Genomic DNA, 24,303 nt, shown 5'->3' with positions numbered 1-24,303 from the left:
ATCGGCGATCGTCATCGACTGGTCGTACGCCGTGCCGGTTGCGTTCTGGTACTCGGAGTCTTGCAGCGCCCGGAACTTCTGTGCCGTGGTGGCGTGATTGTTGATCCAGACGGCGAGCTTGTCGTTGGCAGCGAGAGTGGGGCCGTCCTCAACCGTGCCGTGCAGGTCGTTCTTACCGGTCGACGTCCAGAACTGGTTGTAGCCGGTGAGCAGCGGGATGAGGTCGGGCGCGGTGGAGTCGCTCGGGTAGGTCGTCGCCGCGGTCGCCGCGGTAGCGGACAGCGGGGTCGCGACAAGAGCCGCGACGGCGACCGCGGCAGCGATACCGAAGCCGGCGCGAGTCAGTGCTCGGGAATGCGTGGGTGTGGGCATGAGTCCTTCTCCGGTTCGCCAGTGTCGCGGGCAGAGCGGCACCGAGGGGGTGGTGAAGGGCTGACGCTAAGACACGGAGTTGACCGGCACCCCACGAACTGGGGTCACGCAGGTGAACAATATTGCGCGGTGTGCACTATCGCGGGTCGGCTGCAGGCGCCGCGGGCCGCGCTGCAAATTCGAAGGAGAAACCGCCACTCGACCCCTGCCGATCGCGATGTTTTCGCCGGCCGAGCGCGGTTTCTCCTTCAAATTTGGAAGTAGGGGCTACACGGCAGACGCGACCTGCCCCAGCGCCGCTCGCGCCGAACCCCACGACGCCAACCGCTCGCGCACGTCGTCGCGTTGCTCTACCTCCAGCGCCGAAGCGAGCGACGCGTCGAGCACATCGTCGATCAGGATCCGTCGGCCCTCGCTTTTCGAGGCGATGGCCGCCTCGACCATGGCCAGGCTCAGCACGTTGCCGTGCACCTCGCCGTCGGGGCTCTCGCCCGTACGGAGGGCACTGACGAACGCCGCGAGGGATCCTGCGATTTCTACCCCGACCGATCCGAGAGCGCCTGGGTTGCCCGGCTGGCCGTCGATCTCGCTCACGGGAGCGTCGTCACCGCTCCAGATCGCGGCGCCGGCCTCGCCCGAGACCCGCCAGGAGCCGTTCCACGACGTCTCGAGGCCGGGGCTGCACCACGAGCCGTCGTACGTGTAGCGCAGGCCGCCCTCGAATTCGAAGATCGCCGAGGCTGCCGCATCGCCCCGGTACCACGACCACGACGGGTTGAACGATTCGCAGTAGACGGCGACCGGTTCGGCGTCGAGCAGGTAGCGGGCCGAGTCGAAGGCGTGGATCGCCATGTCGAGGAGGAGGACGTCGTCCATCTCGTCGCGGAACCCACCGAAGTGCGGGGCCTTGGCGAACTGTGTGCTGAGCAGGCCGAGCCGTCCGAGCAGGCGGGCGTGCTGCTTGAACGCGACGAGCTGGTCGTTGTAGCGGCGCGACTGCGACACCATGAACAGCTCGCCGGTGATCTCGGCCGCAGCGACCAGCGAGAGCGATTGCGCGACGGTCGGTGCGACGGGCTTCTCGCCGAGCACGGGCAACCCGAGGAAGAGCGCCTGGGTCGTCACCGGGTGGTGCGCGACCGGCACGGTGATATCGAGGATCGCGTCGGGCCGGGTCGACTGGACGAGGGCTTCGAGATCGACGTCTACCGGGAGAGTCGGGTCGCCGTAGTGGGCGGCACCGGCACGCGCCGTGTCGAGATCGAGATCGACGATGCCGACGAGTTCGACGTCGGGGGAGGCAGCGACCGTCGAGAGCCACGCCCGACCCATGCCTCCGGCGCCGACCTGGATCACCCGGAGTGGCCGGTCGGCGGAGTCGACCCGGCGGAAGGCGCTCACGCGGAGACCGAGGATCCGGCCGGCGCCGCGACGTCCGACCCCGAAGCGGAAGCCTCCGCCGGAGAGGCAGGGGCCTCGAGCGGGTGGTCGAACGGCCCGGCGTAGTGCTGCCCGTCGAAGTATTCGCCGAGGTCGTAGCGACGGAGCGTCGGCATCTCACGCGGGCGCTCGGGGCGTGCCCACTCGCAGCCGTTGGCGAGTACGCGACGGACGTCTTTGTGGAAGTAGACGGGGAAGTCTTGGTCGCCGGGCGAGAAGTAGAAGATCTTGCCGAGGCCGCGACGGTAGGTCATTCCGGAGCGGAACACCTCGCCGCCGGTGAAGCCCGAGATGAAGATGAGCTCATCGGGCGTCGGCACGTCGAAGTACTCGCCGTACATCTCTTGCTCGGGGATCACGATGGGGTTCGGCACGCCGCGGGTGATGGGATGCTGCGGGTTGACCGTCCACACGAGCTCCTGGTCGTGCTCGCTACGCCAGCGCAGGGTGCAGGTGGTGCCCATGAGCTTGCCGAAGATCTTCGACCAGTGGCCCGAGTGGAGCACGAGTAGGCCCATGCCCGAGAGCACGTGGCGGTGCACACGGTCGACGATGAGGTCGTCGACGTCGGCGTGGGCCGCGTGCCCCCACCAGGTGAGCACGTCCGTGTTCTCGAGCAGCTCGTCGGTGAGGCCGTGCTCGGGCATGTCCATCGTCACGACGGTGATGACGGCGTCGGGGAGGTTCTCCTGGATGCCGGCGGCGATGGCCCCGTGCATGCCGTCGGGGTAGCGCTCGGCGACGTGAGCTTCCACCTTCTCGTGGACGTTCTCGCCCCAGACGGTGATGCGAAGGGGCGCAGCGCGGAGGGGTGACGTGGTGTCAGTCATGGGGAGTCCTTTACTTGACCGCGCCACCGGTGGCACCGGCGGCGATGAATTTCTGGGCTGCGAGAAGCAGCACTATGGCGGGGATGGAGGCCATCACGGCGGCGGCCATGACGGTCGACCAGTCGGAAGTGAACGTGCCGATGTACTGGTAGATGCCGAGGGTGATCGGCTGGACGTCCTGCGTCGTCGTCAGGGTGAGGGCGAACAGGAAGTCGCTCCAGGTGAAAAGGAACGTGAACAGCCCGGCGGTGATCAGCGAGTTGACGCTGATCGGCAGCACGATGGAGCGGAAGGCCCGGAAGTTGCCGGCCCCGTCGACCTTCGCCGCCTCGATGATCGAGGTGGGGATGTTCAGCATGAAGGCCCGCATGATCAGGATCGCGAACGGGATGCCCGCGGTCGAGTCGGCGAGGATCAGCCCCGGAATCGAGTTGAGCAGACCGAGGTCGTTGTACGCGGCGTAGAGCGCGTTCGCGACCACGATGCCCGGGATCATCTGCGAGATCAGGATCCCGAACAGGAGGGCGTTCACGCCCCGCACCTTGAACTGGGCCAGCGCGTAGGCAGCGGGCGTCGCGATCACCAGGCTGATGATCACGCTCCCGAGAGCGACGAGCAGGCTGGTGACGAGGTTGCCCGCTTGATCCTGGAACGCCTGCACGTAGCCGTTGAACTGCGCGTGGATCGGGAACCAGGCCGCCTCGATGGCCGGCCCGGCGGGCTGCAGCGAGATGTTGATCATCCAGTAGACCGGGAAGAGCATGACAGCCAGGATGAGCACGCCGACGGCGGTGAGGAGGTACTTCTTCCCGTTCCCGCGGAGGCGGGGTTTGGGCGTTGCCCCGCGGCCGGAGGGGCGCCGGAGGGGGAGTGCGGTGTCAGTCATCGACGGCCTTCCTGTTGAGGCGGAGATAAACGATCGCGAACAGGGCCGAGATCACGATGAGGATGTTGCTGAGAGCGGCTCCCGAGCCGAAGTCGAACTGTTTGAACGACAGGTCGTACGACTGGGTCGCGATCGTCTGCGTGGCATTCGCCGGGCCGCCGTTCGTCAGGCCGAGGATGATGTCGAGCACCTTGACCGTGTAGACGACTCCGAGGACGAGCACGACGCTGACCACCGGTCGCAGCATCGGCCAGGTGATGTGGCGGAAGGCCTTCCACCCGGTCGCGCCGTCGAGCGAGCCCGCCTCGTACAGCTCTTCGGGGATGTCTTGCAGCCCGCCGTACAGGATCGTCGTGTTGAACGGGATCCCGATCCAGATGTTGACCAGGATCACGGTGATCAGGGCCACGCTCGGGCTTGTCAGCCAGGGCACGGGGCCGATGCCGACTCCGCCCAGGAACTGGTTGAGAACGCCGGAGTCTTGGTCGAGGATCCACTTCCAGACCGCGCTCGACACGATGAGCGGCAGCAGCCAGGGCAGCAGCAGCAGCGAGCGGAGCACGCCCGACAGCGGGAAATTGCGGCGGAAGAACAGGGCGAAGAGGAGACCGATCGCGAACTGCCCGACGATCGAGCCGATTGTGAAGAGGGCGGTGTTGAGCAGCGCGGTGCCAAAGAGCTGCGAGCCGAGCACCTTGACGTAGTTCTGCAGGCCGACCCAGGGGGCTTCGCCGGTGTAGAAGGTCGTCGTCGTGTAGGCCTGGAAGCTCATGATGACGTTCTTCACGACGGGGAAGCCGAAGAAGAGGAGGAGATAGACGGCGGCCGGCACCAGGAACAGAAGTTGGAACAGTCGTTCCAGCTTCATCCCGCCCGGCCTCCGCCGGGGCCGCGGCGACGAGACGCGAGTCTCGTCGGCCGCGGCCCGGCGCGTGGTGCGCGCCTGTGCGGTGGAGGTCATCGTCAGTTGCTCGACTGGGCGTTCTTCAGTGCGTCGGCGGGCGACGACTGACCGGTGAGCGACGACTGCACGGCGGTGTAGATCTTCGTCGCGGCCTTGGGCCAGTCTTCGCCGAGCTCGCCCGTCCGGGCACGAGCGCTGGCGACCAGGTCGACGAACACCTGCTCTGCGGGAACGTCTTTTCCGAACTGCTCGGCCGCGGCGGTCTTCGAGGGGATCGTGTAGCGGAGTTTCGCCATGCCGAGCTGGTTCTTCTCGGAGTTCATGCAGTCGACGATCTTCGCCGCGACCTTCTGCTTGGCCTTGTCGCCGGTGTTCGGCACCGTCCAGACCTCGCCGCCGAGCGGGGCGACCGCGGTGTCGCTGGCCGACTGCACGGGGATCTGGGCGATTCCGTAATCGACCTTGCTGTCTTTCAGGCCGGGGATCTGCCACGGGCCGTTGATCATCATCGCGGTCTTGCCGGCGATGAACTGGTCGTTCACGTCGGCCTGCGTCCAGTTGACGACGCTCTTCGACATCGAGCCGTCTTTCACGAGGTCGGTCCAGAGCGACAGGGCCTCCTCGGTCTGGGGCGTGTTGATGTCTTTCTCGTCGCCGCCGTTCGACCACATGAACGGCAGGAACTGCCAGGTGCCCTCGTAGGTGGCGTTCGCGTCGACCGCGAAGCCGTACTGGCTGCCCTTGGTGAGCTTCTTCGCGTCGGTCTTCAGCTCGTCCCAGGTGGTCGGGGGAGTGATGCCGGCCTTGTCGAGGATGTCTTTGTTGTAGAACAGCGCGATCGTGTTGACGGTGGGGGCGAGGCCGTAGACCTTGTCTTTGTAGGTACCGGCGTCGAGTACGCCCTTTGCGTAGCCGTCGGTCGAGATGCCGTAGTCGGTCAGCGGCGACAGGGCGCCGGTCGCGGCGATCTGCTGCAGGTCGGGGTTGTCGAGCATTAGCACGTCGGGCAGCGTCTTGGAGGAGGCCTGCTGGAGGACCTTCTGGATCAACGAGGATCCTGGCACCAGAGTCCGGTTGATCTTCACGTCGTTCGCGGCCCCGCATTTGTCGAGGTAGTCGCCGATGACGGTCTTGTCGTTGCCCTGGTTGTAGTAGTCGAGGACGGTGATGGAGTCGACCTTGCCGGACGACGTCGAACCTCCGCTGCCGGAGCAGCCGGCGAGCACGAGGGGGATGGTGGCAGCCATGGCGACTGCTCCAAGGGCGGTTCCGAATCGGGATCTAGGCTTCATTGCTTAGCTCTTCTCTTGATGGGTGCAGGGCACGGCATCGTGACTGCCGCGATCGGGAGCCGCAGCCGGATCGCTTCGTCGCGTTCCCGAGTGGGCACGACCGTAGCAGTAAAGCGCTTAGCCAGTAAAGCGCTTAACGCAGATTTTTTGTGAGTGATTCACGAGTACAGTGACTCCACCGGGACCACGAGGGGGCAGGCATGGCGACCATGCAGGAGGTGGCGATCCGCGCGGGCGTCTCGATCGCGACCGTGTCGTTCGTCGTGAACGGCACCAAGAACGTCTCGCCGGGCACGCGCGAGAAAGTCACGACGGCCATGGCCGACCTGGGCTTCCGCAATAACGTCGTGGCCCGTGCGCTAGCCAGCCGTCGCACCCGGATCCTCGCTCTGCTGTTTCCCGCGCTCGAGCACCGCCTCGGCAGCACCGCGCTGCAATTCGTGTCGAGCGCGGCTGCCCGCGCTTCCGAGCTCGGCTACCACCTCGTGCTCTGGCCCGCCGGCACCACCGCCGACGACCTCACCGAGTTGCTCTCGGGCGGTCTGGCCGACGGCGTGCTCGTGATGGAGGTCAAGATGACCGACCCGCGCATCGAGAAGCTGGTCGAGATGGACGTGCCTTTTCTGTCGATCGGGCGCACGTCGGATCCTTCGGCTCTGCCGTTCGTCGACATGGACTTCGAGACCACCGTCGAGAACGGCCTCGATTACCTGCAGGGTCTCGGCCACCGACGAATCGGTCTCGTGATCGAAGACCTCGAGGGCACCTCGATGGACGGCTACGGCCCGCACATCCGCGTCGAGCGGTCGTTCCGGAGCGGCATGCTGCGCCGGGAGCTCACCCCGGTGGTCGTGGCGTGCGGACCCTCGGCGCGAGGCGGCCGGGAGGCGGCCCGGATGCTGCTCGAGCAGGATCCGAAACTCACGGCCGTCATGATCATGAAAGACGACTCCACGTTCGGGCTCGTGAGTGGCCTTACGTCGGCGGGGCTCAGCGTGCCGGACGACGTCTCGATCCTGGCCGTCGCCTCGTCGAACGAGTCGGGGGCCGCGACCGAGCCGGTGCTCTCGACGATGAACGCCCCCGGCCACGAGCTCGGCGGCCTGGCCGTCGAGGCGCTCGTCGCCCGACTCGACACCGGATCGACCGAACTGCCGCACGTGCTGCTGCCCTGCGTGCTGAACGTCGCCGACTCGACCGTGGTGGCGCGCGAGCGGTAGCTCCGAGAAGCCGACCAGTCGCTCAGGCGCCGGCGATTCCGAGTCCCACGAAGACGAGACCCGTCACGGCGAGCGCTGCGGCGAGCAGACGGCGGAAATCCTGCCGACCGAGCCACGAGGATCCGCGAGCCGCGAGCCCGGCCACCCCGGGCAGGCGCTCCCACAGGAGGCCGAGCACGAGGTACGGCCCGATCATGGCCGCGACGAAGACGCCGTAGGCCGCGATGCGCAGGCCCCAGTCAGGGCTCAACCCGGAGATGACGCGGCCGGTGACGTACATGGTCACGACGCCGCTGATGCTCACGAGCGTATTGGCGAAGCCGAGGGCGACGAGGTCGACGGGTCGAGTTCGCCGGGTTCGGGGCCGCCTGATCTTTCGGGGTCTCCGGCTCAGACGAAAGACGACGAAAGCCGTCAGGAGAAGGAGGGCTGCGGCGACGAAGTCGACCGATCGGCGGATGAGAGCCGCCTCGACGCGTCCGCGATAGGAGTCGATGAACGTCTGCGGGTCGACGCTCCGGAACGCGACGAGGAGAAGCGTCGCAGCCACGACCATGCCGAGGCAGAGGCTGCCGATGAGGAGGAGGGGGTGTCGGTCGCCGCGGGTCAGCACGCGGAGGGCTATGCCCGTGAGGGCGGGGCTGAAGCCCATGACGAGCCCCAGACTGATCAGGGGAACCACGGGTGGATGCTAGCGGGCTTCTCAGACGAGCGTGAGTAGATCGTGTTCGACCACGTCGGTCACGCCGAGCACTTTGTAGCCCTCGCTCTCGAAGAACATGGTCACCCGGTCGCCGTCGGTGCTCATCACGGTGCCCTCGCCCCAGGCCGCGTGCGTCACCCGCGAGTCTGTGGGGAAGACCGCAGGATCCGGCGTGCCGTCTGCCGAACCGGTCGCCCCGTCGCTGCCCGGCTCGCTCTCCGCGCGCTCGCAGTCATCGCAGTTGCCGCAGCGCTCGGGCGAGTCCTCGCCGAAGTAGCCCAGCAGGCGCCGTCGCCGGCATCCTGGAGCCTCCGCGAAGGTACGCATCATGTCGATCCGCGACTTCTCGACGCGCTCCCGGGTCTTCGCGATCGCGCGAGCCGCCTCGGCTGCACCGCGCGCGTCGAAGTCACCGACGACCTCGAAGCCGTCGGTGCTCTCGGCCAGGGTGCCGGCTTCGAGCAGCAGGTCGATGAGCCTCGACACCGTGCGGGAGCCGAGAGCGAGCTGGTCGGAGACCTCCCGACGGGTGGCGGGTCGGCCGGCGGCCTCCAGGGCGGTGAACACGGCGCGGAGCTCCGAGCGACGGGGGAGCCCGGACGCGAAGAACGAGCGGAGAGAGAGATCCTCGGCCCGGTAGTGGAGAGTCGCCAGCGCGGGCTCGCCGTCGCGGCCGGCCCGGCCGATCTCCTGGTAGTACGCGTCGAGGGAGTCGGGCACATCGGCGTGCACCACGAAACGGACGTCGGGCTTGTCGATGCCCATGCCGAAGGCACTCGTCGCGACCACGACGTCGACCTCGCCGGCGTGGAAGCGCTCGTGCAGCTCTCCGCGCTCGGCGGAGCGCTGGCCGCCGTGGTAGCCGACGACCGTCCGGTCGGGGCACCGTTCGGCGATCTCGGCGGTGTAGCTCTCGGTCTCCCGGCGGGTGGCGACGTAGACGATACCGGGGGTGACTTCGTCCGCGACCTGATCGACGACGGCCCGGATTTTCTCGTCGTCGTCTTCGTGGCGGACGACCTCGAGCCGGAGGTTCGGCCGGTCGAAGCCCCGGCTGAGGATCAGCGGGTCGTCGAGACGCAGCCGCTCCACGATCTCGTCCCGGACCGGGCCCGACCCGGTCGCGGTGAGGGCGAGGACTCCTGGCCGTCCGAGACGCTCCACGATCTCGCCGAGGTGCAGGTAGTCGGGCCGGAAGTCGTGCCCCCACGACGACACGCAGTGCGCCTCGTCGACGACGACGAGCGCCACTCCCGCGTCCCGCAGTCGATCCACGGTCTCGTCGCGGGCGAGCTGCTCGGGGGCGAGGAAGACGTACGTGATCTCGCCCGCCGCGAGGCGGTCCCAGCTCTCGTCGTTCTCGGCGTCCGTCCGGCCCGAGTTGACGGCGATGGCGGCGGGCGCGTCCGGGCGTCCGATGAGGCCGGCGACCTGGTCGGCCTGCAGGGCGATGAGCGGTGACACGACGACCACGGGTGCGCCGAGTACGGCCCCGGCGACCTGGTAGATCGCCGACTTGCCAAAGCCCGTCGGCATGATGGCGAGCGTGTCGCGTCCGGCGACAACGGCCTCGATGGCTTCGAGCTGAGCCGGGTGGAGATCGTCCCAGCCGAAGAGGTCGGCCGCGGCTCGGGTGATGCGCTCGGTGTCGGTGGTGGTGCGGGTGTCGCTGTGGGTCGGCGTGCTGCGGCGGGTGCGGGCGGTGCTCATGGCGTCTCTTTCGAACGGGAACAGACGTCTAGCCCAGCCCCCCTCGGATCGACACGCCGACCACTGTCAGTTGTTCCCTGGCCGACTCGTACCCCGTCGGCGGCGCGGTCGGGAAGCGTACCCGGTCGACCGGTCGTGCGCTCCCGTCCGCCGGTACGGTCGAACGATGTCCCCCGATCTCGACGCATCGCTCGCCGCCTGGGTGCTGGCCGACTTCGATCTCACTGTGGTCGAGAGACGACGGCTCGACGGCGGTTGGGATCCCGACGCCACCGTCTGGTGGGCACGGGGTAACGACGGGCGAGAGTGGGCCGTGAAATGGACCCGCCGCGACACGCGCTACGGGCTGCGCCTCATGCGGTCCCTCGCCGAGGCCGGCACCGTCGGGGTTCCCAAACCTCTCCTGTCGGGCCGTGACCCCTGGAGCGAGCGACTCGGCGGACGCCTTTCGCTAACCGAGTGGATCTCGGGGGACGACGCCTTCGACGCCGGCCTCGACACGGCTGGCTGGCAGGCCTTCGGCCGTCTGCTCCGCCGGATCCACGAGCACGGGCCGGTCACGTCAGACGACAAGGATCCGGGCCCCGACGCCGCCGACATCATCGGGCCGCGGGCCGAGACCGCTCGGCGCGGCATCCGTCGCTCCGGCATCCACGTCCGCCGGCGGCTGTCTGAGATCGACGCCCTCGTCTCCGCCCTGCCGGACCACGCGGATCCTCGTCTGACGCTCTTCGCACGCCAGTGGCCGGCCGCTCGCGCTCGGATCGAGCGACTCCGCGAGACGGCGCGGACCCTGAGGAGCACGCGAGAGCCGACGAACCGCGTCAGCTGCCACGGCGATCCGCACCTCGGCAACGTCGTGCTCGACGCCGACGGGCGGCCCTGGCTGATCGACTTCGACGATGCCGTCCGCGCGCCACGCGAGGTCGACCTGATGCTCGTCGAGCTGGGTGTGCTCTTCTCCGTCGCCATCTCCGACAGCGATCGGGAGGCATTTCGTCTTGGTTACGGCCCATACCGGGTCGACGAAGATCGCCTCGTGCGGTTCGGCTGCGTTCGCGCCGTCGAAGACCTGGTCGAGACAGCACACGAGCTGCTCACCCACAAGTCGCGCGCCACCGTCGACGAGTTGGTCGATCTCTTCGACGGGATTCTGTCGGACGACGGTCTGGCCGGTCTCGTCGAGTCGCGCCTGCGATCGAATGCGGACGAGGCCAGACGGCTCGATCTCGCCTGAAGGTCGTTGTGACCCGGGCGCTCTCGACCATTCGCGCCTAGTTTTCCTCGTAGACGAACGCGGGGAGAACAACGGTGTCGAAGGCGATCACACGGCGAGGAGTGCTCACGGGCGCGTTCGCCACTGCGGCTGCGGCCACCCTGGCGGCCTGCACCTCGACCCCCGGGCCTGTCGCCGCGGGAGGCGCGGCAGGGTCGAAGGCGGGAAGCCGTGCCGTATCGGGCACTCTGACCTTCGCCTTCTGGGGCGGCAGCGACGGCGAGACGGCGGGCTTCGAAGAGGTCAAGGCGAAGTTCGAGGCGAGGAACCCCGGCACGACGATCGAACTCAAGACCCTGCCCTACGCCGGGTTCTTCTCGAGTATCGATCGCGGCATCGTCTCGAACACCGCTCCCGACGTGTTCCGGGTCGACTACACGTCGATCGGCAAGTACATCTCGCACGGCGTCCTGCTCGACGTGACACCGTACTTCAGCGTCGCCGAGACCGAGGCGTTCCTGCCCGCGTTCTGGAGCGCCGTCCAGTACGACGGGCGCGCGTGGGGGGTGCCGCATCAGACCGATACGAGCGCCGTCGTCTACAACACCAAAGCCTTCGCTGAGGCGGGCATCGGCGCAGTCCCCGACCGCCTCGCCGACGCGTGGTCGTGGGACGAGTTCAGCGCGGTGGCCGCCAAGCTGCGCAAATCGCTGCCGGAGTCCAAGTATCCGTTCGCCTACGACTGGACCGCCGCCGGCGCCTACCGGTGGTCGTCGTTCGTCTACCAGGCCGGCGGTTCCCTCCTCTCGGACGACCTGACGAAACCGGTCATTCCGAGCGCCGCCTCGCGGAAGGCCCTGGAGTTCACGAAGGGCTTCTTCGAGAAGAAGTGGGTGCCCGCCAACAACACCATCAAGACGACCGTCTACTCCGACAACTTCTTCCTCAACCAGACCGTCCCGATGACCTTCATCGGCGACTTCCTCGTGCCCGAGATCGCCGACAAGGCCAACGGCTACCAGGGCGGCGAGTGGGCGACGACGTTCCTCCCGCAGGACGAGACGGCCGCCGCCGACCTCGGCGGCAACGCAATCGTGGCCTGGAAGGGCACCGAGAACCCCGACCTGGCGGCGGCGTTCCTCAAGTTCCTGGTCAGCGAGGATGCGATGAAGCGCTTCTGCGAGCTCGCCACCGAGCTGCCGACGCTGCAGTCTCTCGCCGCCGAGACCCTCGACTATCAGACCCGGCCCGACTCGATGAAGGTCTTCACCCAGCAGGCCACCACGATCACCGACGTCGTCGTGAAGGAGACCACCGTGCCCGGCTTCGCCACCATCAGCACCACCCTGCAGGATCAGCTCGAGCTCGGCCTCACCGGCGGCGACAGCGACACGACACTCCGAGCCATCGCGTCGGGAATCCGCGGGGCGGTCGCCTGATGTCTGCGTCTTCGACGGCGTCGACGCTCCGCCCGGGTCGGATCGATACCAGACAGAAGACCCCGTTCAGGATCCGGGCAACGACCTCCATCGCGGCCAGTGCTTTCCTGCTGCCCAACGTGCTGATGCTCGGCCTGTTCACCCTCCTCCCGCTGGTGTACGCCTTCGTGATCAGTTTCCAGTCGCTCGACTCGCTGGGCTGGACGACGTGGGCGGGCTTCGGCAACTACGTCACGATGGTGACCGACCCGGTGTTCTGGCGCTCTATGGCCAACACGGGCGTTTTCACCCTGTTCACCGTCCCGGTGGGCATGGCCATCGGGCTCGCCATCGCCGTGCTGCTGAACGGCGTCCTCCCCGGGCGCACTGTGTTCCGCTCGATCATCTTCCTGCCCCTTGTAGTCTCCGGCGTCGCCACCGGCGTCCTCGGGGCCTGGATGTTCGACCAGAACAACGGCTTCATCGACAAGATGCTCCAGGCGATCGGCCTGCCGTCGATCGACTGGCAGTCAAACGGTGCCTGGGCGCTCACGGCGATCATCCTCGTCACGCTGTGGCAGCGGGTCGGATTCGACATGCTTATCTACCTGGCCGGCCTCCAGGGAGTCGACCCCGGGGTGCAGGAGGCCGCTCGGGTCGACGGGGCGTCCGCGTGGCAGTCGTTCCGTTACATCACGCTCCCGTTGCTCGGGCCGTCGACCTTCTTCCTGCTGATCATGAACCTCATCTACTCGTTCCAGGTGTTCGACACCGTCTGGGCGATGACCCGAGGCGGACCCGGCTACTCGACGACCACCATCGTCTCGTACGCCTACCGCCTCGCCTTCGACGAATCCGGACCGTCGTTGCTCGGCTACGGGGCCGCGGTCGGCGTCGCCATCTACCTCATCACCCTGGCGATCACCGCCATCCAGTGGCGAGCCAATACCAGGCGCGAGCGCGCCGAGCAGGGGATCTGAGATGTCGTCTCTCACCGATGTGTTCGAGGTCGCGGGCGACCTCCCCGAGATCGCCCGGACGCCGAAGCGGGCGCCCAAGCCCAAACACGGCAGACTTCTCTGGCTCCGCCTGACCGCGGCGATCGTCATCACCGTCGTCATGGCGTTCCCGCTGTACTGGATGCTCCTCACGGCGTTCTCGACCCGGGCCGACCTCTATGCGCCCGGCCTCCACCTCTGGCCGCGCCACCTCACGCTCGACAACTTCGTGCAGCCCTTCGAGGCGTTCCCCGTCTGGCGATGGTTCGGCAACTCGCTGTTCATCGCCGTGATCGTGACGGTCATCACCGTCGTCTGCAACCTGCTGGCGGGCTACGCCTTTGCCAAGCTCCGGTTCCGTGGCCGCAACGCCCTCTTCCTACTGCTGCTGTCGACCATGATGATCCCGCCGCAGGCGATCATCGTGCCGCAGTTCAAGCTCTCAGTCGGCCTGGGCCTCTACGGGTCGCTGTGGAGCGTGATTCTGCCCGAGGCGGCGGTGATCTTCGGGGTGTTCCTCGCCCGGCAGTTCTTCATCGCGATCCCCGACGAGCTGGTCGAGGCTGCACGCGTCGACGGGGCGGGGCACTTCCGGGCCTTCTGGTCTGTCGTGCTGCCGCTCTGCAAGCCCCTGCTCGCGGTTCTCGTGCTGCTGACCTTCATGGGGGAGTGGAACGCGTTCGGTTGGCCCCTCGTCGCGCTCTCGGGCGACCAGAATCAGTTCACCCTGCCCATCGGCATCGTCGCCGACCTTCAGGGTCAGTACACCTCGAACTACGGCGCGATCATGGCCATCAACCTCCTGATGATCCTGCCCATCGTCGTGCTGTTCGTCGCGTTCCAGAAGTACTTCGTCGAAGGTCTGGCGCGCTCCGGCCTTAAGTGAGCGGCCGGCCGCGAGAAGGGCTGCGGCAGCAGTGTGCCGCGCCCGGCTCGGGCTAGCGGCGCCCCGCACCCAACTCGGGGAAATCGGTGTCGCGCCACTCGCCGGTGAGGGGCTCGGCACCCGGCAGAACGGCGCGGTCTTCGCGCTCGCGGAGCTCGACCCGGCGGATCTTGCCCGAGATCGTCTTCGGCAGCGGCCCGAACTCGACGCGCCGGACGCGCTCGTAGGCGGGCAGTGCCGAGCGGGCATGCCCGAGCACGGCCAACGCGGTCTCGGCGGTGGGCTCCCACCCGGCGGCGAGCGTGACGTACGCCTTGACGACATTCAGCTTGATGTCGTCGGGCGCCGGCACGACGGCCGACTCGGCGACGGCAGGGTGCTCGAGGAGGACGCTCTCGACCTCGAACGGCGACACCTTGTAGTCGGACGACTTGAAGACGTCGTCGGTGCGCCCGATGAACGTGATGAAACCGTCGTCGTCGCGCGAGGCGACATCGCCGGTGTGGAAGACGCCGTCCCGCAGGGCCGCGGCCGTGCGGTCGGCATCGCCGAAGTAGCCCGACATGAGATTGACCGGGCCCGCCGAGAGATCGAGACAGATCTCGCCCTCGGATCCTGCCTCGCCGGTGACCGGGTCGATCAGGGTGACCGCGACGCCGGGAAGAGGCTTGCCCATCGAGCCCGGCTTCACGACGTCGCCCGGGCGGTTGCCGATGATGGCCGTCGTCTCGGTCTGGCCGTAGCCGTCGCGGATCGTCAGACCCCAGGCCTCCTCGACGCGGGCGATGACCTCCGGGTTCAGAGGCTCGCCCGCCGAGACGATCTCGCGGAGGCTGCTCGGGCGCGCGCCGAGATCGGCCTGGATCAGCAGACGCCACACCGTCGGCGGCGCACAGAAGGTCGTCACACCGGCCGATTCGAGCTGCCCGCGCAGAGCCGCGGCGTCGAACCTGCCGTAGTTGTAGACGAACACGGTCGCCTCGGCGATCCACGGCGAGAAGAAGCAGCTCCACGCGTGTTTGCCCCAGCCGGGCGAGCTGATCGCCAGCTCGACGTCGCCGGGTCGGAGGCCGAGCCAGTACATCGTGCTCAGGTGGCCGACCGGATACGAGACCTGCGTGTGCACGACCATCTTCGGCCGGGAGGTGGTGCCGGAGGTGAAGTACACGAGGCACGCGTCGTTGCGGCCGGTGGTGATCGACGGGCGCGCGGATCCTTCTGTCGCTTCGGGGTCGAGGGAATCCGGATAGTCGACCCAGGTGTCGTCGGAGGCCGCAGCCGCACCGCCCACAGCGATGCGGGTAAAGTCGCCGGTGACCGTGTCGAACTTGTGCGTCTCGTCGGCGTTCGTGATCACGTGGCGGACGGCGCCGCGATCGATGCGATCTTGAAGGTCGTGCGACTCGAGCATCGTCGAGGTCGGCAGGATGACCGCGCCGAGCTTGATCACCGCGAGCATGGTCTCCCACAGCTCGAACTGGTTGCCGAGCATGAGCAGCACGTGGTCGCCCTTGCCGACACCCAGCCGGTACAGGTGCGTGGCGAGCTGATCGGAGCGAGTGGCCATCTCGTCGTAGGTGGTCTGCGACGAGCGGCCGTCTTCCTCGACGATCCAGAGGGCCACGCGGGAGCTGCCCCGCGCGATCACATCGAACCAGTCGGTCGCCCAGTTGAACGTGTCGCCGACGGCCGGCCATTCGAACGAGTCGACCGCTGCGGCGGCCTCGGCGGCCGAGTCGGCCGAACCGGCCGAGTCGGTCGAACCGATCAGCGAATCACGGGCGGCTCGGTAGGCAGCGGTGCCCGGAGATGTCGTCATGAAGCCATCTTGCCCGCTCCACCTCCGAGTGGGTTCCCCGCTAGCGGGCCTGTACCCAGGGCGCAACCGGGGGCGCCGAGCGCGGCGACTCGGCATACTGGACCCGTAGAGCCGCCCGTGCGACAGGAAACGAGACGACGATGACCCTCCCCGATCAGGAGAGCGGCGACCCGGTGCGCATTCTCGGTGGGCGCTACCGCCTCGAGAAGGTCATCGGTCAGGGCGGCATGGCCGTCGTCTACCGCGGTCACGACGAGACCCTCGACCGGTCCGTCGCCGTCAAGGTGTTCCACGCCGGGCTCGTCGACATCGCCCGCCAAGAGGCCGAGCAGGGGGTGCTCGCCTCCCTCGAGCACCACAACCTGGTCAGCCTTCTCGACGCCGGAGTGACCGAGACCAACGGTCGGCCCGAGCGATTTATCGTCATGCCCTTCGTCGCCGGGCAAAACCTCGAGGAGCGACTCTCGGCCGGGCCCCTTGCGGCACGTCACGTCGCCGAGATCGGCTACGACCTCGCCGAAGCCCTCGACTACATCACCGCGCACGGCATCATCCACCGCGACCTGAAGCCGTCGAACATCCTCCTCGTCGACTACGGCAACCCGACCGATCGTGCCCGCGCCAAGCTGACCGACTTCGGCATCGCGCTCGCCGACGACGTCGAACGCCTGACCGCTGACGGCATGACCACCGGCACGGCGGCTTACCTCAGCCCCGAACAGGCCCGCGGAGCCCACGTCGGCCCGGCCAGTGACGTCTACTCGCTCGGTCTCGTGCTGCTGCAGTGCTTCACGCGGCGCCGCGAGTTCCCCGGCTCGCTCGTCGAGTCGGCGGTCGCCCGGCTCTCGCGCGACCCGGTGGTACCCGAGCCGCTTCCGGCGCACTGGCGGCACGCTCTCACCGTCATGACCGCGCAGGATCCGGCGACCCGCCCAGTGGGCCCCGCGCTCGTGGCGCTACTTCGCGACGTGGTCCTCGCCGAAACCGCCGCGTCAAGCGAGGGGCTTGTCGGCGGTGTCGAGGCCGGTTCTGCCGCCGCCGCTCCTTCCACTTCTGCCGCCGCCACGACCGGCGCACATCCGGCAGCTCTCGACACGCTGCCGGGCGAGGCGCTCGAGCGGCTCACGACGCTTGCGGCCCGACTCTTCGACGCGCCGATCGGTCTTCTCAACGTGATCGACGATGACCGCGTCTGGTCGCACTCGTACTTCGCCGAGGGCGTCGACGACGCGGCCCGGAACATCGCCTTCGACCCCGCATCGCCGATCTCGACCGTTCCGGTCGTCATCCCCGACGGCACGGCCCACCCCGAGATGCGCAACAGCCCCCTAGTCACCGGCTCGCTGGGCCTCCGGTTCTACATCAGCGTTCCCGTCACTCGGCACGACGGTCAGACCATCGGCACGCTGTCGGTGCTCGACGTGGTCGCGCGGAGCGTCACCGAGGGCGAGCTGGCGAACCTCGAAGATCTGGCCGCTCTCGCGGCGTCGCAACTGGAGCTGCGCCAGGAGTCGCTCCGCACCACGAGCGATGCGCTGTCGCTCGGCGACTGGGATCAGCAGACCCAGGCCATGTGAGCATGGCCGACCCGGTGGCGAGCTACCCGATCGGGTAGGGAGGCGGCGGGTAGGGTGGGCCCGTGAACGAGCTCGCGGATCCTGATGTCCATGCGTCTCGCGAGCTCCTCCTCGAGCACGCGCGCACCGTCTCCGAGCAGGCCGACCGGCATGCGGTGACGCTGGAGTCGATGCTCGCCATCCTCCGATCGGGGCGCCTCGACGACCGGGCAGCCCGAGCGCTGGCGATCGACGTGGCCGCGGCCTCGCTCGTCGAGGCGCGGATGGCGACCGACCAGCAGCGCGAGGCGATGCTCGAACCCGTCGTCGGCGCGTTCGCCCGACTTCGAGCCGACCTCCGGCCGCTCGTGCGGTTCGGTGACCTCGACGTGCAGTTCGTCGAGCCTCCCGTCACCGGCCGAGCCCTGCCCGGCGAGGTCGCCCATGCGGCGCGGGCGATCGTCCGGAGCGCCGTGCTGGCCTTCGTCGACACGGGGGAGAGCCGTCGCGTGCGCATCCAGTGGGACTGCGACGGGCTCAACCTGCTCATCGGAATTCGCGACGACGGGCTCGGCGAGTTGACCGTGCACGACGATTCACTCAGCCCGATCGCCGAGCGGGTGTCGGCTCTCGACGGCGAGCTGCGGGTGTCGTCGACTCCGGGCTGGGGGTCGGAGCTATCGGTCGCCCTCCCGCTCGATCCGCCGGCCGAGCCCGATCCGCTGCTCGAGGCCGTCGAGTTGAGCCCGCGCGAGCGCGAGGTGCTGCGGCTCGTGGCGTCGGGTGCGCGCAACCACGACGTCGCTCAGAAGCTCGGCATCAGCGACAACACGGTCAAGTTCCATGTGTCGAACCTGCTGCGCAAGGCCGGTGCGCGGTCGCGCGCGGAGCTGGTGGCGCAGGCGCGCTAGCCGGGTGCTGGCTACTGCGTGTCTGCTCGTCGCGTTGGTCGAGAGTGCGCAAATGGGCCCTGCTGCCCCGCCCGGAGGCTCATTTGCGTACTTTGGCCGGCCCTCGGCGACGGAGGTGGCTAGGGAAAGGTTGGTTAGGCTAACCTAACTACGTGACCTCCCAGGATCCGAACTCCCTCCCCCCGACTGTGGGCGACGACCTCTCGGCCCGGTCGATCGACGTCGCCTACGACGGCGTTCCCGTTGTCCGCGGTGCCGACCTTGCGTTCGAGACCGGCCGGGTCACGGCTCTCGTCGGCCCCAACGGCAGCGGCAAGTCGTCGCTGCTCCGCACCATGGCGCGGCTGCAGAAGCCCGCGGCCGGCGACCTCCGTCTTCGCGACTCCGACGCCCTCTCGCTCTCGATTCGAGACTTCGCGAAGCGGGTCGCGCTGCTCACTCAGGGGCGCCCCACGCCAGGCGGGCTCACCGTTCGCGACGTGGTCGACTTCGGTCGTCACCCGCACCGCAGCCGCTGGGGTCGGTCTGATGCCGGGGGAGCGGCAGCGATCGACCATGCCCTCGAGGTCACCGGCATGACGGCGTTCGCCGAGCGAAGCGTCGAGCACCTCTCGGGCGGTCAGCTGCAGCGTGTGTGGCTAGCGAGCTGTCTTGCACAAGAAACGGGTGTCGTGCTGCTCGATGAGCCGACGACGTACCTCGACCTCCGCTACCAGGTCGAACTGCTCGACCTCATCCGCGATCTCGCCGACGACAAGGGCATCGCAGTCGGAGTCGTGCTCCACGATCTTGACCAGGCAGCCGCGGTCGCCGACAGCGTCGTGCTCCTGGACGCGGGCCGCGTTGTCGCGACCGGCGCACCCACCGACGTGCTCACCTCCGACCTTCTGACCCGGGTCTACGGCATCCGCATCGATGTCGACACCGACCCCGCCACAGGCCGTGTGCGCACCCGCGCCATCGGCCGCCACCACATCCGCAGCGAAAGGCTCCACACCTCCTCATGATGAGACGACGACTCCTACTGACCGCCGCCCTCGCCACCTCCGCCGCGCTCGTGCTCAGCGCGTGCGGCACCACCGAGGCGGCGGCCCCCGAGACGAAGGCGGCCGCCGCGGCGATCTCTCTGACCGACGCGAGCGGCACGAAGATCACCCTCGACGGACCGGCCACGAAGGTCGTCGGAACGGAGTGGAACGTCGTCGAGAGCCTCCAGTCGCTCGGCGTCGCTCCGGTCGGTGTCGCCGATGTGAAGGGCTACAACGCCTGGGATTCCACCGTTCCGGTGGCCGCCGACACGAAAGACATCGGCACCCGCGGCGAGCCGAGTCTCGACACGATCGCCACCCTCGCTCCCGACCTCATCGTGGCGACGACCGATCTGACCACGGCTTCGCTGAAGCAGCTGCGCAAGATCGCTCCCGTGCTGGAGGTCCGCAGCGCTAACGGCACCGGCCAGATCGACCAGATGTTCGAGAACGTCGACCTCATCGCCAAGGCCACCGGCACCGAAGACAAGGCCGCCGAGCTCAAGAAGTCGTTCGACACCACGATCGCCGACAGCAAGAAAGCTCTCGCCGACGCTGGCCTGGACGGCGCGAAATACACCTTCGCCGATGGCTACGTCGACGCCAACCAGGTGAGCATTCGCCCGTACACGGCGACGTCGCTGATCGGCGAGGTGAGCAGCGAGCTCGGTCTCGAGACCGCCTGGAAGCTGAAGGGCGACGCCGACTACGGTCTCGCCGCCACCGATGTCGAGGGTCTGACGAAGCTCGGCGACGTCCAGTTCCTCTACGCGACCAACAAGGTGGACGGCGACGATCCCTTCGCGAAGACGCTCGCGTCGAACGCGGTGTGGAAGTCGCTTCCGTTCGTCGAAGACGACCAGGTGCACCGCCTGCCCGACGGCATCTGGATGTTCGGTGGCCCGGAGTCGATGGAGGCCTACGCTGACGCGGTCGTCGCCGCCCTCGTGAAGTAGCACCGTGACCGCCACCGCCGAGAAGACCGCCGGCACGAGCGCCGAGACGCCAGCGATGCCACAGTCGACAGAGACGACCGCGACGACAGCGACAAGGATCCGGCCCGCCGCCCCGAGCGAACAGCCGCTTCCGCGCCTCCGACTCACCGCGGTGGCGGTCCTCCTCCTGGCGCTCGTGGTCGTGCTCGGCTTGATCGACATCGTGCAGGGCACGGCCGCGGTCGGACCGGCGGAACTCTGGCAGGCCCTCACCGGACGGGCGAGCGAGAGTGGTTCGGCCGTGATCCTGTCGTCGCGGCTGCCGAGGATGGAAGCCGGGATCCTCGTCGGTTTCGCTCTGGGAATCTCGGGCGCCGCACTCCAGGCCATCAGCCGCAACGTCCTGGCATCGCCCGACACGCTCGCGGTCAATGCCGGTGCGTACTGCGCCCTCGCTGTCGCCGCGGTCACCGGTTTCTCGCTGCCGCTGCTCGCCTCGAGCGGCATCGCGTTCGTCGGCGGCCTCGTGGCTGCGGCCGTCGTGCTCGCCCTGTCCGGTCTCGGAAGCGGCACCGTGCGCCTGGTGCTCGCCGGCAGCGCTCTGGCACTCGGCGTCGGTTCGGTGACGAGCGCCCTGATCCTGCTGTTCCCCGAGCGCACGATCGGTCTGTATCAGTGGGGCGAGGGCAGCATCGGCCAGAGCGGCCCGGAGGGCGTGCTGCAGATGCTGCCGGTGGCCGTTGTCGGCGTGCTCGGCCTCCTCGTGCTCGGCCGCCGGATCGACGCGCTCGGCCTCGGCGATGACGCGGCACGGAGCCTCGGCGTCGGGGTGCGCTCGACCCGGACCGCCGCCGTCGCCTTCGCCGTGCTCCTCGCCGCGGTCGCCGTGACTCTGGCCGGCCCGATCGGGTTCGTCGGGCTCGCCGCGCCCGCGCTCGTCCGCCCGCTGATCCGCGTGGTCCCGGGTCTCGTCCGCTCCCGAGCTTTCTTTCCCATCGCCGGGCTCGCCGGTGCCGTGGTCGTCCTCGCCTCCGACGTGCTGCTCCGGCTCGTGATCGGTGCCGACGTGTCGGTGCGCGTGCCGACCGGGGTCGTCACCGCCTTCGTCGGGGCGGTCTTCCTCGTCGTCCTGGCGTTCCGGTCCCGCGACTCCGGGGGAGTCGTCGCGACCGACGGTCATCCGGTCAGGTCGAGGATCCGAGTCGCCACGACGATCGCGATCCTTGCGCTGGTCTTCCTCGCCGTCGTGATCGCCTCTGCCCTCCTGGGTGACGCGAAGCTGCTGCTCGGCGACGTCGCCAACTGGATCCAGGGCCGATCGGGACAGGTCGTGACTTACGTTCTCGACACCCGGGCGCCCCGCGTGCTGGCGGCCGTGGTGGCGGGTGCCGCGCTCGCGTTGGCCGGCACGATGGTCCAGGCCGTCACCCGCAATCCGCTGGCGGAGCCAGGGATCCTCGGGGTCTCCGGCGGAGCCGGCCTTGGGGCTGTGCTGCTGGTCACAACCGTGCCCGCGGCGGCGACCTGGGGAGTGGCGGGAGCCGCGTTCGCCGGCGCCGCGATCGCCGCGCTGATCGTCTTCGGCCTGTCGGCTCGCGGTGGTTTTCAGCAGAACCGCCTCGTGCTCGTCGGCGTCGGCGTCTCGGCCGCCACCACCGCGCTCATCAGTCTTCTCATCGTCCTCACCGACCCCTATAACGCCGCGAAAGCGCTGACCTGGCTGTCGGGATCGACCTACGGGCGCACTCTGCCCGATATCGCGCCGGTCGCGATCGCCCTCGCGGTCGGTCTCGTCGTCTCGGGGCTCGGCCACCGCGAGCTCGACCTCGTGGGGCTCGACGAAGACACGCCGCGCCTGCTCGGGCTCCGGCTGTCGTCGACCCGGCTGGTCTTCCTCGCGGTGAGCGTGCTGCTCACCGGCACCTCCATCGCCTCGGTCGGGGCCATCGGGTTCGTCGGCCTGGTGGCGCCCCACGCCGCGCGGGCACTGGTCGGGCGCCGCCACACGCGGGTGATCCCCGTCGCCGTGCTCCTCGGGGCGATCCTCGTCGGTCTCGCCGACGTCGCCGGCCGCACGGTCATCGCCCCCGCCCAGCTCGGCGCCGGACTCCTGACGGCGCTCATCGGCACTCCGTACTTCGTCTGGCTGCTCTGGCGGTCGAGGCGCTGACGCGAGGCCTGTGAAGCCCGGTGAACCTCGAACGCCCTGCGGCAATAGAGTTGATGGCGGCCCGCCTCGCAATGCTGCCTGAGCCGCGGGCCACGTACTGTTCCGGTATCCAGGAGGACCCCTTGACCGAATCCGCCCCCGTCGACCCCACTTCGACCGACGCGTGGAAGCAGCTCGCCGGCATCGCCGACGGCTTCACCCCCGACCTCCGCGGCTGGTTCGACGCCGACGCCAGCCGGGCCGACCGCTACACCTTCCAGGCCGCCGACCTGACCGTCGACCTGTCGAAAGGCCTCGTGACGGAGGAGATCCTCGGCCACCTGCTGAAGCTCGCCGAAGACACCGGCGTCGCCGACCGCTACCAGGCCATGATCTCGGGTGAGCACATCAACGCCACCGAAGACCGCGCCGTGTTACACACCGCCCTCCGCCGCCCGAAAGACGGCGCCGGCCTCGTTCCCGAGAAGGGCTTCGTCGTCGACGGCCAAGACGTCGACAAAGACGTGCACGCCACCCTCGACAAGGTGTTCGCCTTCGCCGACAAGGTCCGCTCGGGCGAATGGGTCGGCGTCACCGGCAAGCGCATCGAGACGGTCGTCAACATAGGCATCGGCGGCTCCGACCTCGGGCCCGTGATGGTCTACGAGGCCCTCAAGCCCTACGTGCAGGCCGGACTCGAGGCTCGCTTCGTGTCGAACATCGACCCGACCGACGTCTACGAGAAGACCGCCGACCTCGACCCCGAGACCACGCTGTTCATCGTCGCGTCGAAGACCTTCGGCACGCTCGAGACCCTGACCAACGCCCGCCTTGCCCGCGAGTGGCTCTGGAAGAAGCTGGCCGATGCCGGCGTCCTCGCCGACAGCGATGACGCCCGCAAAGACGCCGTCGCGAAGCACTTCGTCGCCGTCTCGACCGCCCTCGACAAGGTCGCCGCGTTCGGCATCGACCCCGAGAACGCCTTCGGCTTCTGGGACTGGGTGGGAGGCCGTTACTCGGTCGACTCCGCCATCGGCACCTCCGTCGTCATCGCGATCGGCCCCGACAACTGGCGCGAGTTCCTTGCCGGCTTCCACGCCCTCGACGAGCACATGCGCACCACGCCGCTCGAGCAGAACGTGCCCGTGCTCATGGGCTTGCTTAACGTCTGGTACTCGAACTTCCTCGGCGCGCAGAGCCACGCGGTGCTTCCGTACGCGCAGTACCTCAGCCGCTTCCCGGCCTACCTGCAGCAGCTCACCATGGAGTCGAACGGCAAGAGCGTCCGCTGGGACGGCTCGCCCGTCACGACCGACACCGGCGAGGTCTTCTGGGGTGAGCCCGGCACCAACGGTCAGCACGCGTTCTACCAGCTGATCCACCAGGGCACTCGCCTGATCCCCGCCGACTTCATCGCAGTGGCCAACCCCGGCCACCCGCTGAAAGACGAGACCGGCGACGGTGCCGGAGTGGAGCCCGGCCAGGATGTGCACGAGCTCTTCATGGCGAACTTCTTCGCTCAGACGAAGGCGCTGGCATTCGGCAAGACCGCTGACGAGGTGCGCGCCGAGGGGACGGCCGAGTCGGTCGTTCCGGCCCGCGAGTTCAGCGGCAACCGTCCGACTTCGTCGATCCTCGCCCCGGCACTTACTCCGAGCGTCGTCGGCCAGCTGATCGCACTGTACGAGCACATCGTGTTCGTCGAGGGCACCATCTGGGGCATCGACTCGTTCGACCAGTGGGGCGTCGAGCTCGGCAAGCAGCTCGCCCTCCAGGTGACGCCGGCCGTCGGCGGCGACGCCGAAGCCCTCGCGGCTCAAGACTCGTCGACGAAGGCGCTCATCGAGAAGTACCTCGCGCTGCGCAAGTAGACGGCAGACGCCATCGAGGCCGGGTCGCTCCACTGGGAGCGGCCCGGCTTCTTCGTCTTTGTGCGGCGATTGCCGGATCCTGCGCGATGTGGGCCTGAACTTGCTCGGCGCGGGCCCGAACCTGCGCGGCGCACAGGCGCGGTGCCTATCGTTCACGGA

19 protein-coding genes are annotated in these 24,303 nt (G+C 68.4%); 11 read left to right on the top strand and 8 right to left on the bottom strand.

The genetic code is table 11. The features are described 5' to 3' along the window. Positions 1–639: 639 nt before the first annotated feature. From ASF54_RS04140 to ASF54_RS04120, 5 genes are all read right to left on the bottom strand, one after another. Positions 640–1,773 (bottom strand): Gfo/Idh/MocA family protein, encoded by a 1,134-nt coding sequence (locus ASF54_RS04140; RefSeq protein ID WP_055959146.1) that lies wholly within the window; start codon positions 1,771–1,773, stop codon positions 640–642. Then, positions 1,770–2,642 carry a ThuA domain-containing protein gene (locus ASF54_RS04135; protein ID WP_055959143.1) on the bottom strand — a complete coding sequence of 291 codons (873 nt, stop codon included), beginning with the start codon at positions 2,640–2,642 and terminating at the stop codon, positions 1,770–1,772. The genes ASF54_RS04140 and ASF54_RS04135 overlap by 4 nt, the downstream gene beginning before the upstream one ends. 10 nt (positions 2,643–2,652) lie before the next feature. Further along, entirely contained in the window at positions 2,653–3,528 is an 876-nt protein-coding gene (locus ASF54_RS04130) for a carbohydrate ABC transporter permease (protein WP_055959140.1), read from the bottom strand. After that, a complete protein-coding gene (locus ASF54_RS04125; RefSeq protein WP_233573182.1) occupies positions 3,521–4,396 on the bottom strand; it encodes a carbohydrate ABC transporter permease in 876 nt (291 codons plus the stop codon). Before ASF54_RS04125 ends, ASF54_RS04130 begins: the two co-directional genes overlap by 8 nt. A gap of 95 nt (positions 4,397–4,491) precedes the next feature. After that, positions 4,492–5,724: a sugar ABC transporter substrate-binding protein gene (locus tag ASF54_RS04120; RefSeq protein WP_055959136.1), complete on the bottom strand. Its 1,233-nt coding sequence runs from the start codon at positions 5,722–5,724 to the stop codon at positions 4,492–4,494. A 200-nt stretch (positions 5,725–5,924) separates the two neighbouring features. Between ASF54_RS04120 and ASF54_RS04115 the strand changes: the two genes are divergently transcribed. Continuing rightward, positions 5,925–6,944 carry a LacI family DNA-binding transcriptional regulator gene (locus tag ASF54_RS04115; protein WP_235480933.1) on the top strand — a complete coding sequence of 340 codons (1,020 nt, stop codon included), beginning with the start codon at positions 5,925–5,927 and terminating at the stop codon, positions 6,942–6,944. A 22-nt stretch (positions 6,945–6,966) separates the two neighbouring features. Here ASF54_RS04115 and ASF54_RS04110 read toward each other — a convergent pair whose 3' ends face one another. Together ASF54_RS04110 and ASF54_RS04105 are read right to left on the bottom strand one after the other, a co-directional pair. Beyond that, the gene (locus tag ASF54_RS04110; RefSeq protein WP_055959133.1) at positions 6,967–7,626 is read right to left on the bottom strand and encodes a hypothetical protein; all 660 of its coding nucleotides are present in this window, start codon (positions 7,624–7,626) and stop codon (positions 6,967–6,969) included. Between the two features lie 21 nt (positions 7,627–7,647). Then, positions 7,648–9,357: a RecQ family ATP-dependent DNA helicase gene (locus ASF54_RS04105; RefSeq protein WP_084815934.1), complete on the bottom strand. Its 1,710-nt coding sequence runs from the start codon at positions 9,355–9,357 to the stop codon at positions 7,648–7,650. Between the two features lie 166 nt (positions 9,358–9,523). Here ASF54_RS04105 and ASF54_RS04100 point away from each other — a divergent pair, with 166 nt between their 5' ends. The 4 genes from ASF54_RS04100 to ASF54_RS04085 all read left to right on the top strand — a co-directional run bounded on the left by ASF54_RS04100 (position 9,524) and on the right by ASF54_RS04085 (position 13,875). Continuing rightward, the gene (locus ASF54_RS04100) at positions 9,524–10,594 is read left to right on the top strand and encodes an aminoglycoside phosphotransferase family protein (protein ID WP_055959130.1); all 1,071 of its coding nucleotides are present in this window, start codon (positions 9,524–9,526) and stop codon (positions 10,592–10,594) included. Between the two features lie 74 nt (positions 10,595–10,668). Next, complete coding sequence (locus ASF54_RS04095) at positions 10,669–12,012, top strand: ABC transporter substrate-binding protein (protein WP_084815933.1); 1,344 nt, start codon at positions 10,669–10,671, stop codon at positions 12,010–12,012. Continuing rightward, positions 12,012–12,971 (top strand): carbohydrate ABC transporter permease, encoded by a 960-nt coding sequence (locus ASF54_RS04090; protein WP_084815932.1) that lies wholly within the window; start codon positions 12,012–12,014, stop codon positions 12,969–12,971. Before ASF54_RS04095 ends, ASF54_RS04090 begins: the two co-directional genes overlap by 1 nt. 1 nt (position 12,972) lies before the next feature. Beyond that, the gene (locus ASF54_RS04085; RefSeq protein WP_084815931.1) at positions 12,973–13,875 is read left to right on the top strand and encodes a carbohydrate ABC transporter permease; all 903 of its coding nucleotides are present in this window, start codon (positions 12,973–12,975) and stop codon (positions 13,873–13,875) included. Between the two features lie 52 nt (positions 13,876–13,927). On the opposite strand, the gene ASF54_RS04080 is transcribed toward ASF54_RS04085, so the two are convergent. Beyond that, positions 13,928–15,694, bottom strand: a complete 1,767-nt coding sequence (locus ASF54_RS04080; RefSeq protein WP_055959124.1) for an AMP-binding protein — start codon at positions 15,692–15,694, stop codon at positions 13,928–13,930. Between the two features lie 140 nt (positions 15,695–15,834). Here ASF54_RS04080 and ASF54_RS04075 point away from each other — a divergent pair, with 140 nt between their 5' ends. The 6 genes from ASF54_RS04075 to pgi all read left to right on the top strand — a co-directional run bounded on the left by ASF54_RS04075 (position 15,835) and on the right by pgi (position 24,144). Next, a complete protein-coding gene (locus ASF54_RS04075) occupies positions 15,835–17,271 on the top strand; it encodes a protein kinase domain-containing protein (protein ID WP_055959123.1) in 1,437 nt (478 codons plus the stop codon). A gap of 62 nt (positions 17,272–17,333) precedes the next feature. Beyond that, on the top strand, positions 17,334–18,161 hold the full coding sequence (locus tag ASF54_RS04070) for a helix-turn-helix transcriptional regulator (RefSeq protein ID WP_055959120.1): 828 nt from the start codon (positions 17,334–17,336) through the stop codon (positions 18,159–18,161). A 152-nt stretch (positions 18,162–18,313) separates the two neighbouring features. Further along, the gene (locus ASF54_RS04065) at positions 18,314–19,168 is read left to right on the top strand and encodes an ABC transporter ATP-binding protein (RefSeq protein ID WP_200919562.1); all 855 of its coding nucleotides are present in this window, start codon (positions 18,314–18,316) and stop codon (positions 19,166–19,168) included. Further along, positions 19,165–20,145: an ABC transporter substrate-binding protein gene (locus tag ASF54_RS04060; protein WP_200919561.1), complete on the top strand. Its 981-nt coding sequence runs from the start codon at positions 19,165–19,167 to the stop codon at positions 20,143–20,145. Before ASF54_RS04065 ends, ASF54_RS04060 begins: the two co-directional genes overlap by 4 nt. 55 nt (positions 20,146–20,200) lie before the next feature. Next, entirely contained in the window at positions 20,201–22,294 is a 2,094-nt protein-coding gene (locus ASF54_RS04055; protein WP_055962026.1) for an iron ABC transporter permease, read from the top strand. A gap of 122 nt (positions 22,295–22,416) precedes the next feature. Continuing rightward, positions 22,417–24,144, top strand: coding sequence for a glucose-6-phosphate isomerase (pgi, locus tag ASF54_RS04050; protein ID WP_228514436.1), 1,728 nt, complete (start codon positions 22,417–22,419; stop codon positions 24,142–24,144). Positions 24,145–24,303 lie beyond the last annotated feature (159 nt).

Source organism: Frondihabitans sp. Leaf304 (genome assembly GCF_001423105.1).
Classification (GTDB): Bacteria; Actinomycetota; Actinomycetes; order Actinomycetales; family Microbacteriaceae; genus Frondihabitans.
The sequence above is the reverse complement of the archived record's forward strand: the minus strand, read 5'-3'. Positions and strand labels throughout refer to the sequence as shown.

Coding starts and splice junctions, on each gene's coding strand:
- ASF54_RS04135 (WP_055959143.1), bottom strand. CDS start 2,642: ATGACTGACACCACGTCACCCCTCCGCGCTGCGCCCCTTCGCATCACC.
- ASF54_RS04130 (WP_055959140.1), bottom strand. CDS start 3,528: ATGACTGACACCGCACTCCCCCTCCGGCGCCCCTCCGGCCGCGGGGCA.
- ASF54_RS04125 (WP_233573182.1), bottom strand. CDS start 4,396: ATGAAGCTGGAACGACTGTTCCAACTTCTGTTCCTGGTGCCGGCCGCC.
- ASF54_RS04120 (WP_055959136.1), bottom strand. CDS start 5,724: ATGAAGCCTAGATCCCGATTCGGAACCGCCCTTGGAGCAGTCGCCATG.
- ASF54_RS04115 (WP_235480933.1), top strand. CDS start 5,925: ATGGCGACCATGCAGGAGGTGGCGATCCGCGCGGGCGTCTCGATCGCG.
- ASF54_RS04105 (WP_084815934.1), bottom strand. CDS start 9,357: ATGAGCACCGCCCGCACCCGCCGCAGCACGCCGACCCACAGCGACACC.
- ASF54_RS04100 (WP_055959130.1), top strand. CDS start 9,524: ATGTCCCCCGATCTCGACGCATCGCTCGCCGCCTGGGTGCTGGCCGAC.
- ASF54_RS04090 (WP_084815932.1), top strand. CDS start 12,012: ATGTCTGCGTCTTCGACGGCGTCGACGCTCCGCCCGGGTCGGATCGAT.
- ASF54_RS04085 (WP_084815931.1), top strand. CDS start 12,973: ATGTCGTCTCTCACCGATGTGTTCGAGGTCGCGGGCGACCTCCCCGAG.
- ASF54_RS04080 (WP_055959124.1), bottom strand. CDS start 15,694: ATGACGACATCTCCGGGCACCGCTGCCTACCGAGCCGCCCGTGATTCG.
- ASF54_RS04075 (WP_055959123.1), top strand. CDS start 15,835: ATGACCCTCCCCGATCAGGAGAGCGGCGACCCGGTGCGCATTCTCGGT.
- ASF54_RS04060 (WP_200919561.1), top strand. CDS start 19,165: ATGATGAGACGACGACTCCTACTGACCGCCGCCCTCGCCACCTCCGCC.
- ASF54_RS04055 (WP_055962026.1), top strand. CDS start 20,201: ATGCCACAGTCGACAGAGACGACCGCGACGACAGCGACAAGGATCCGG.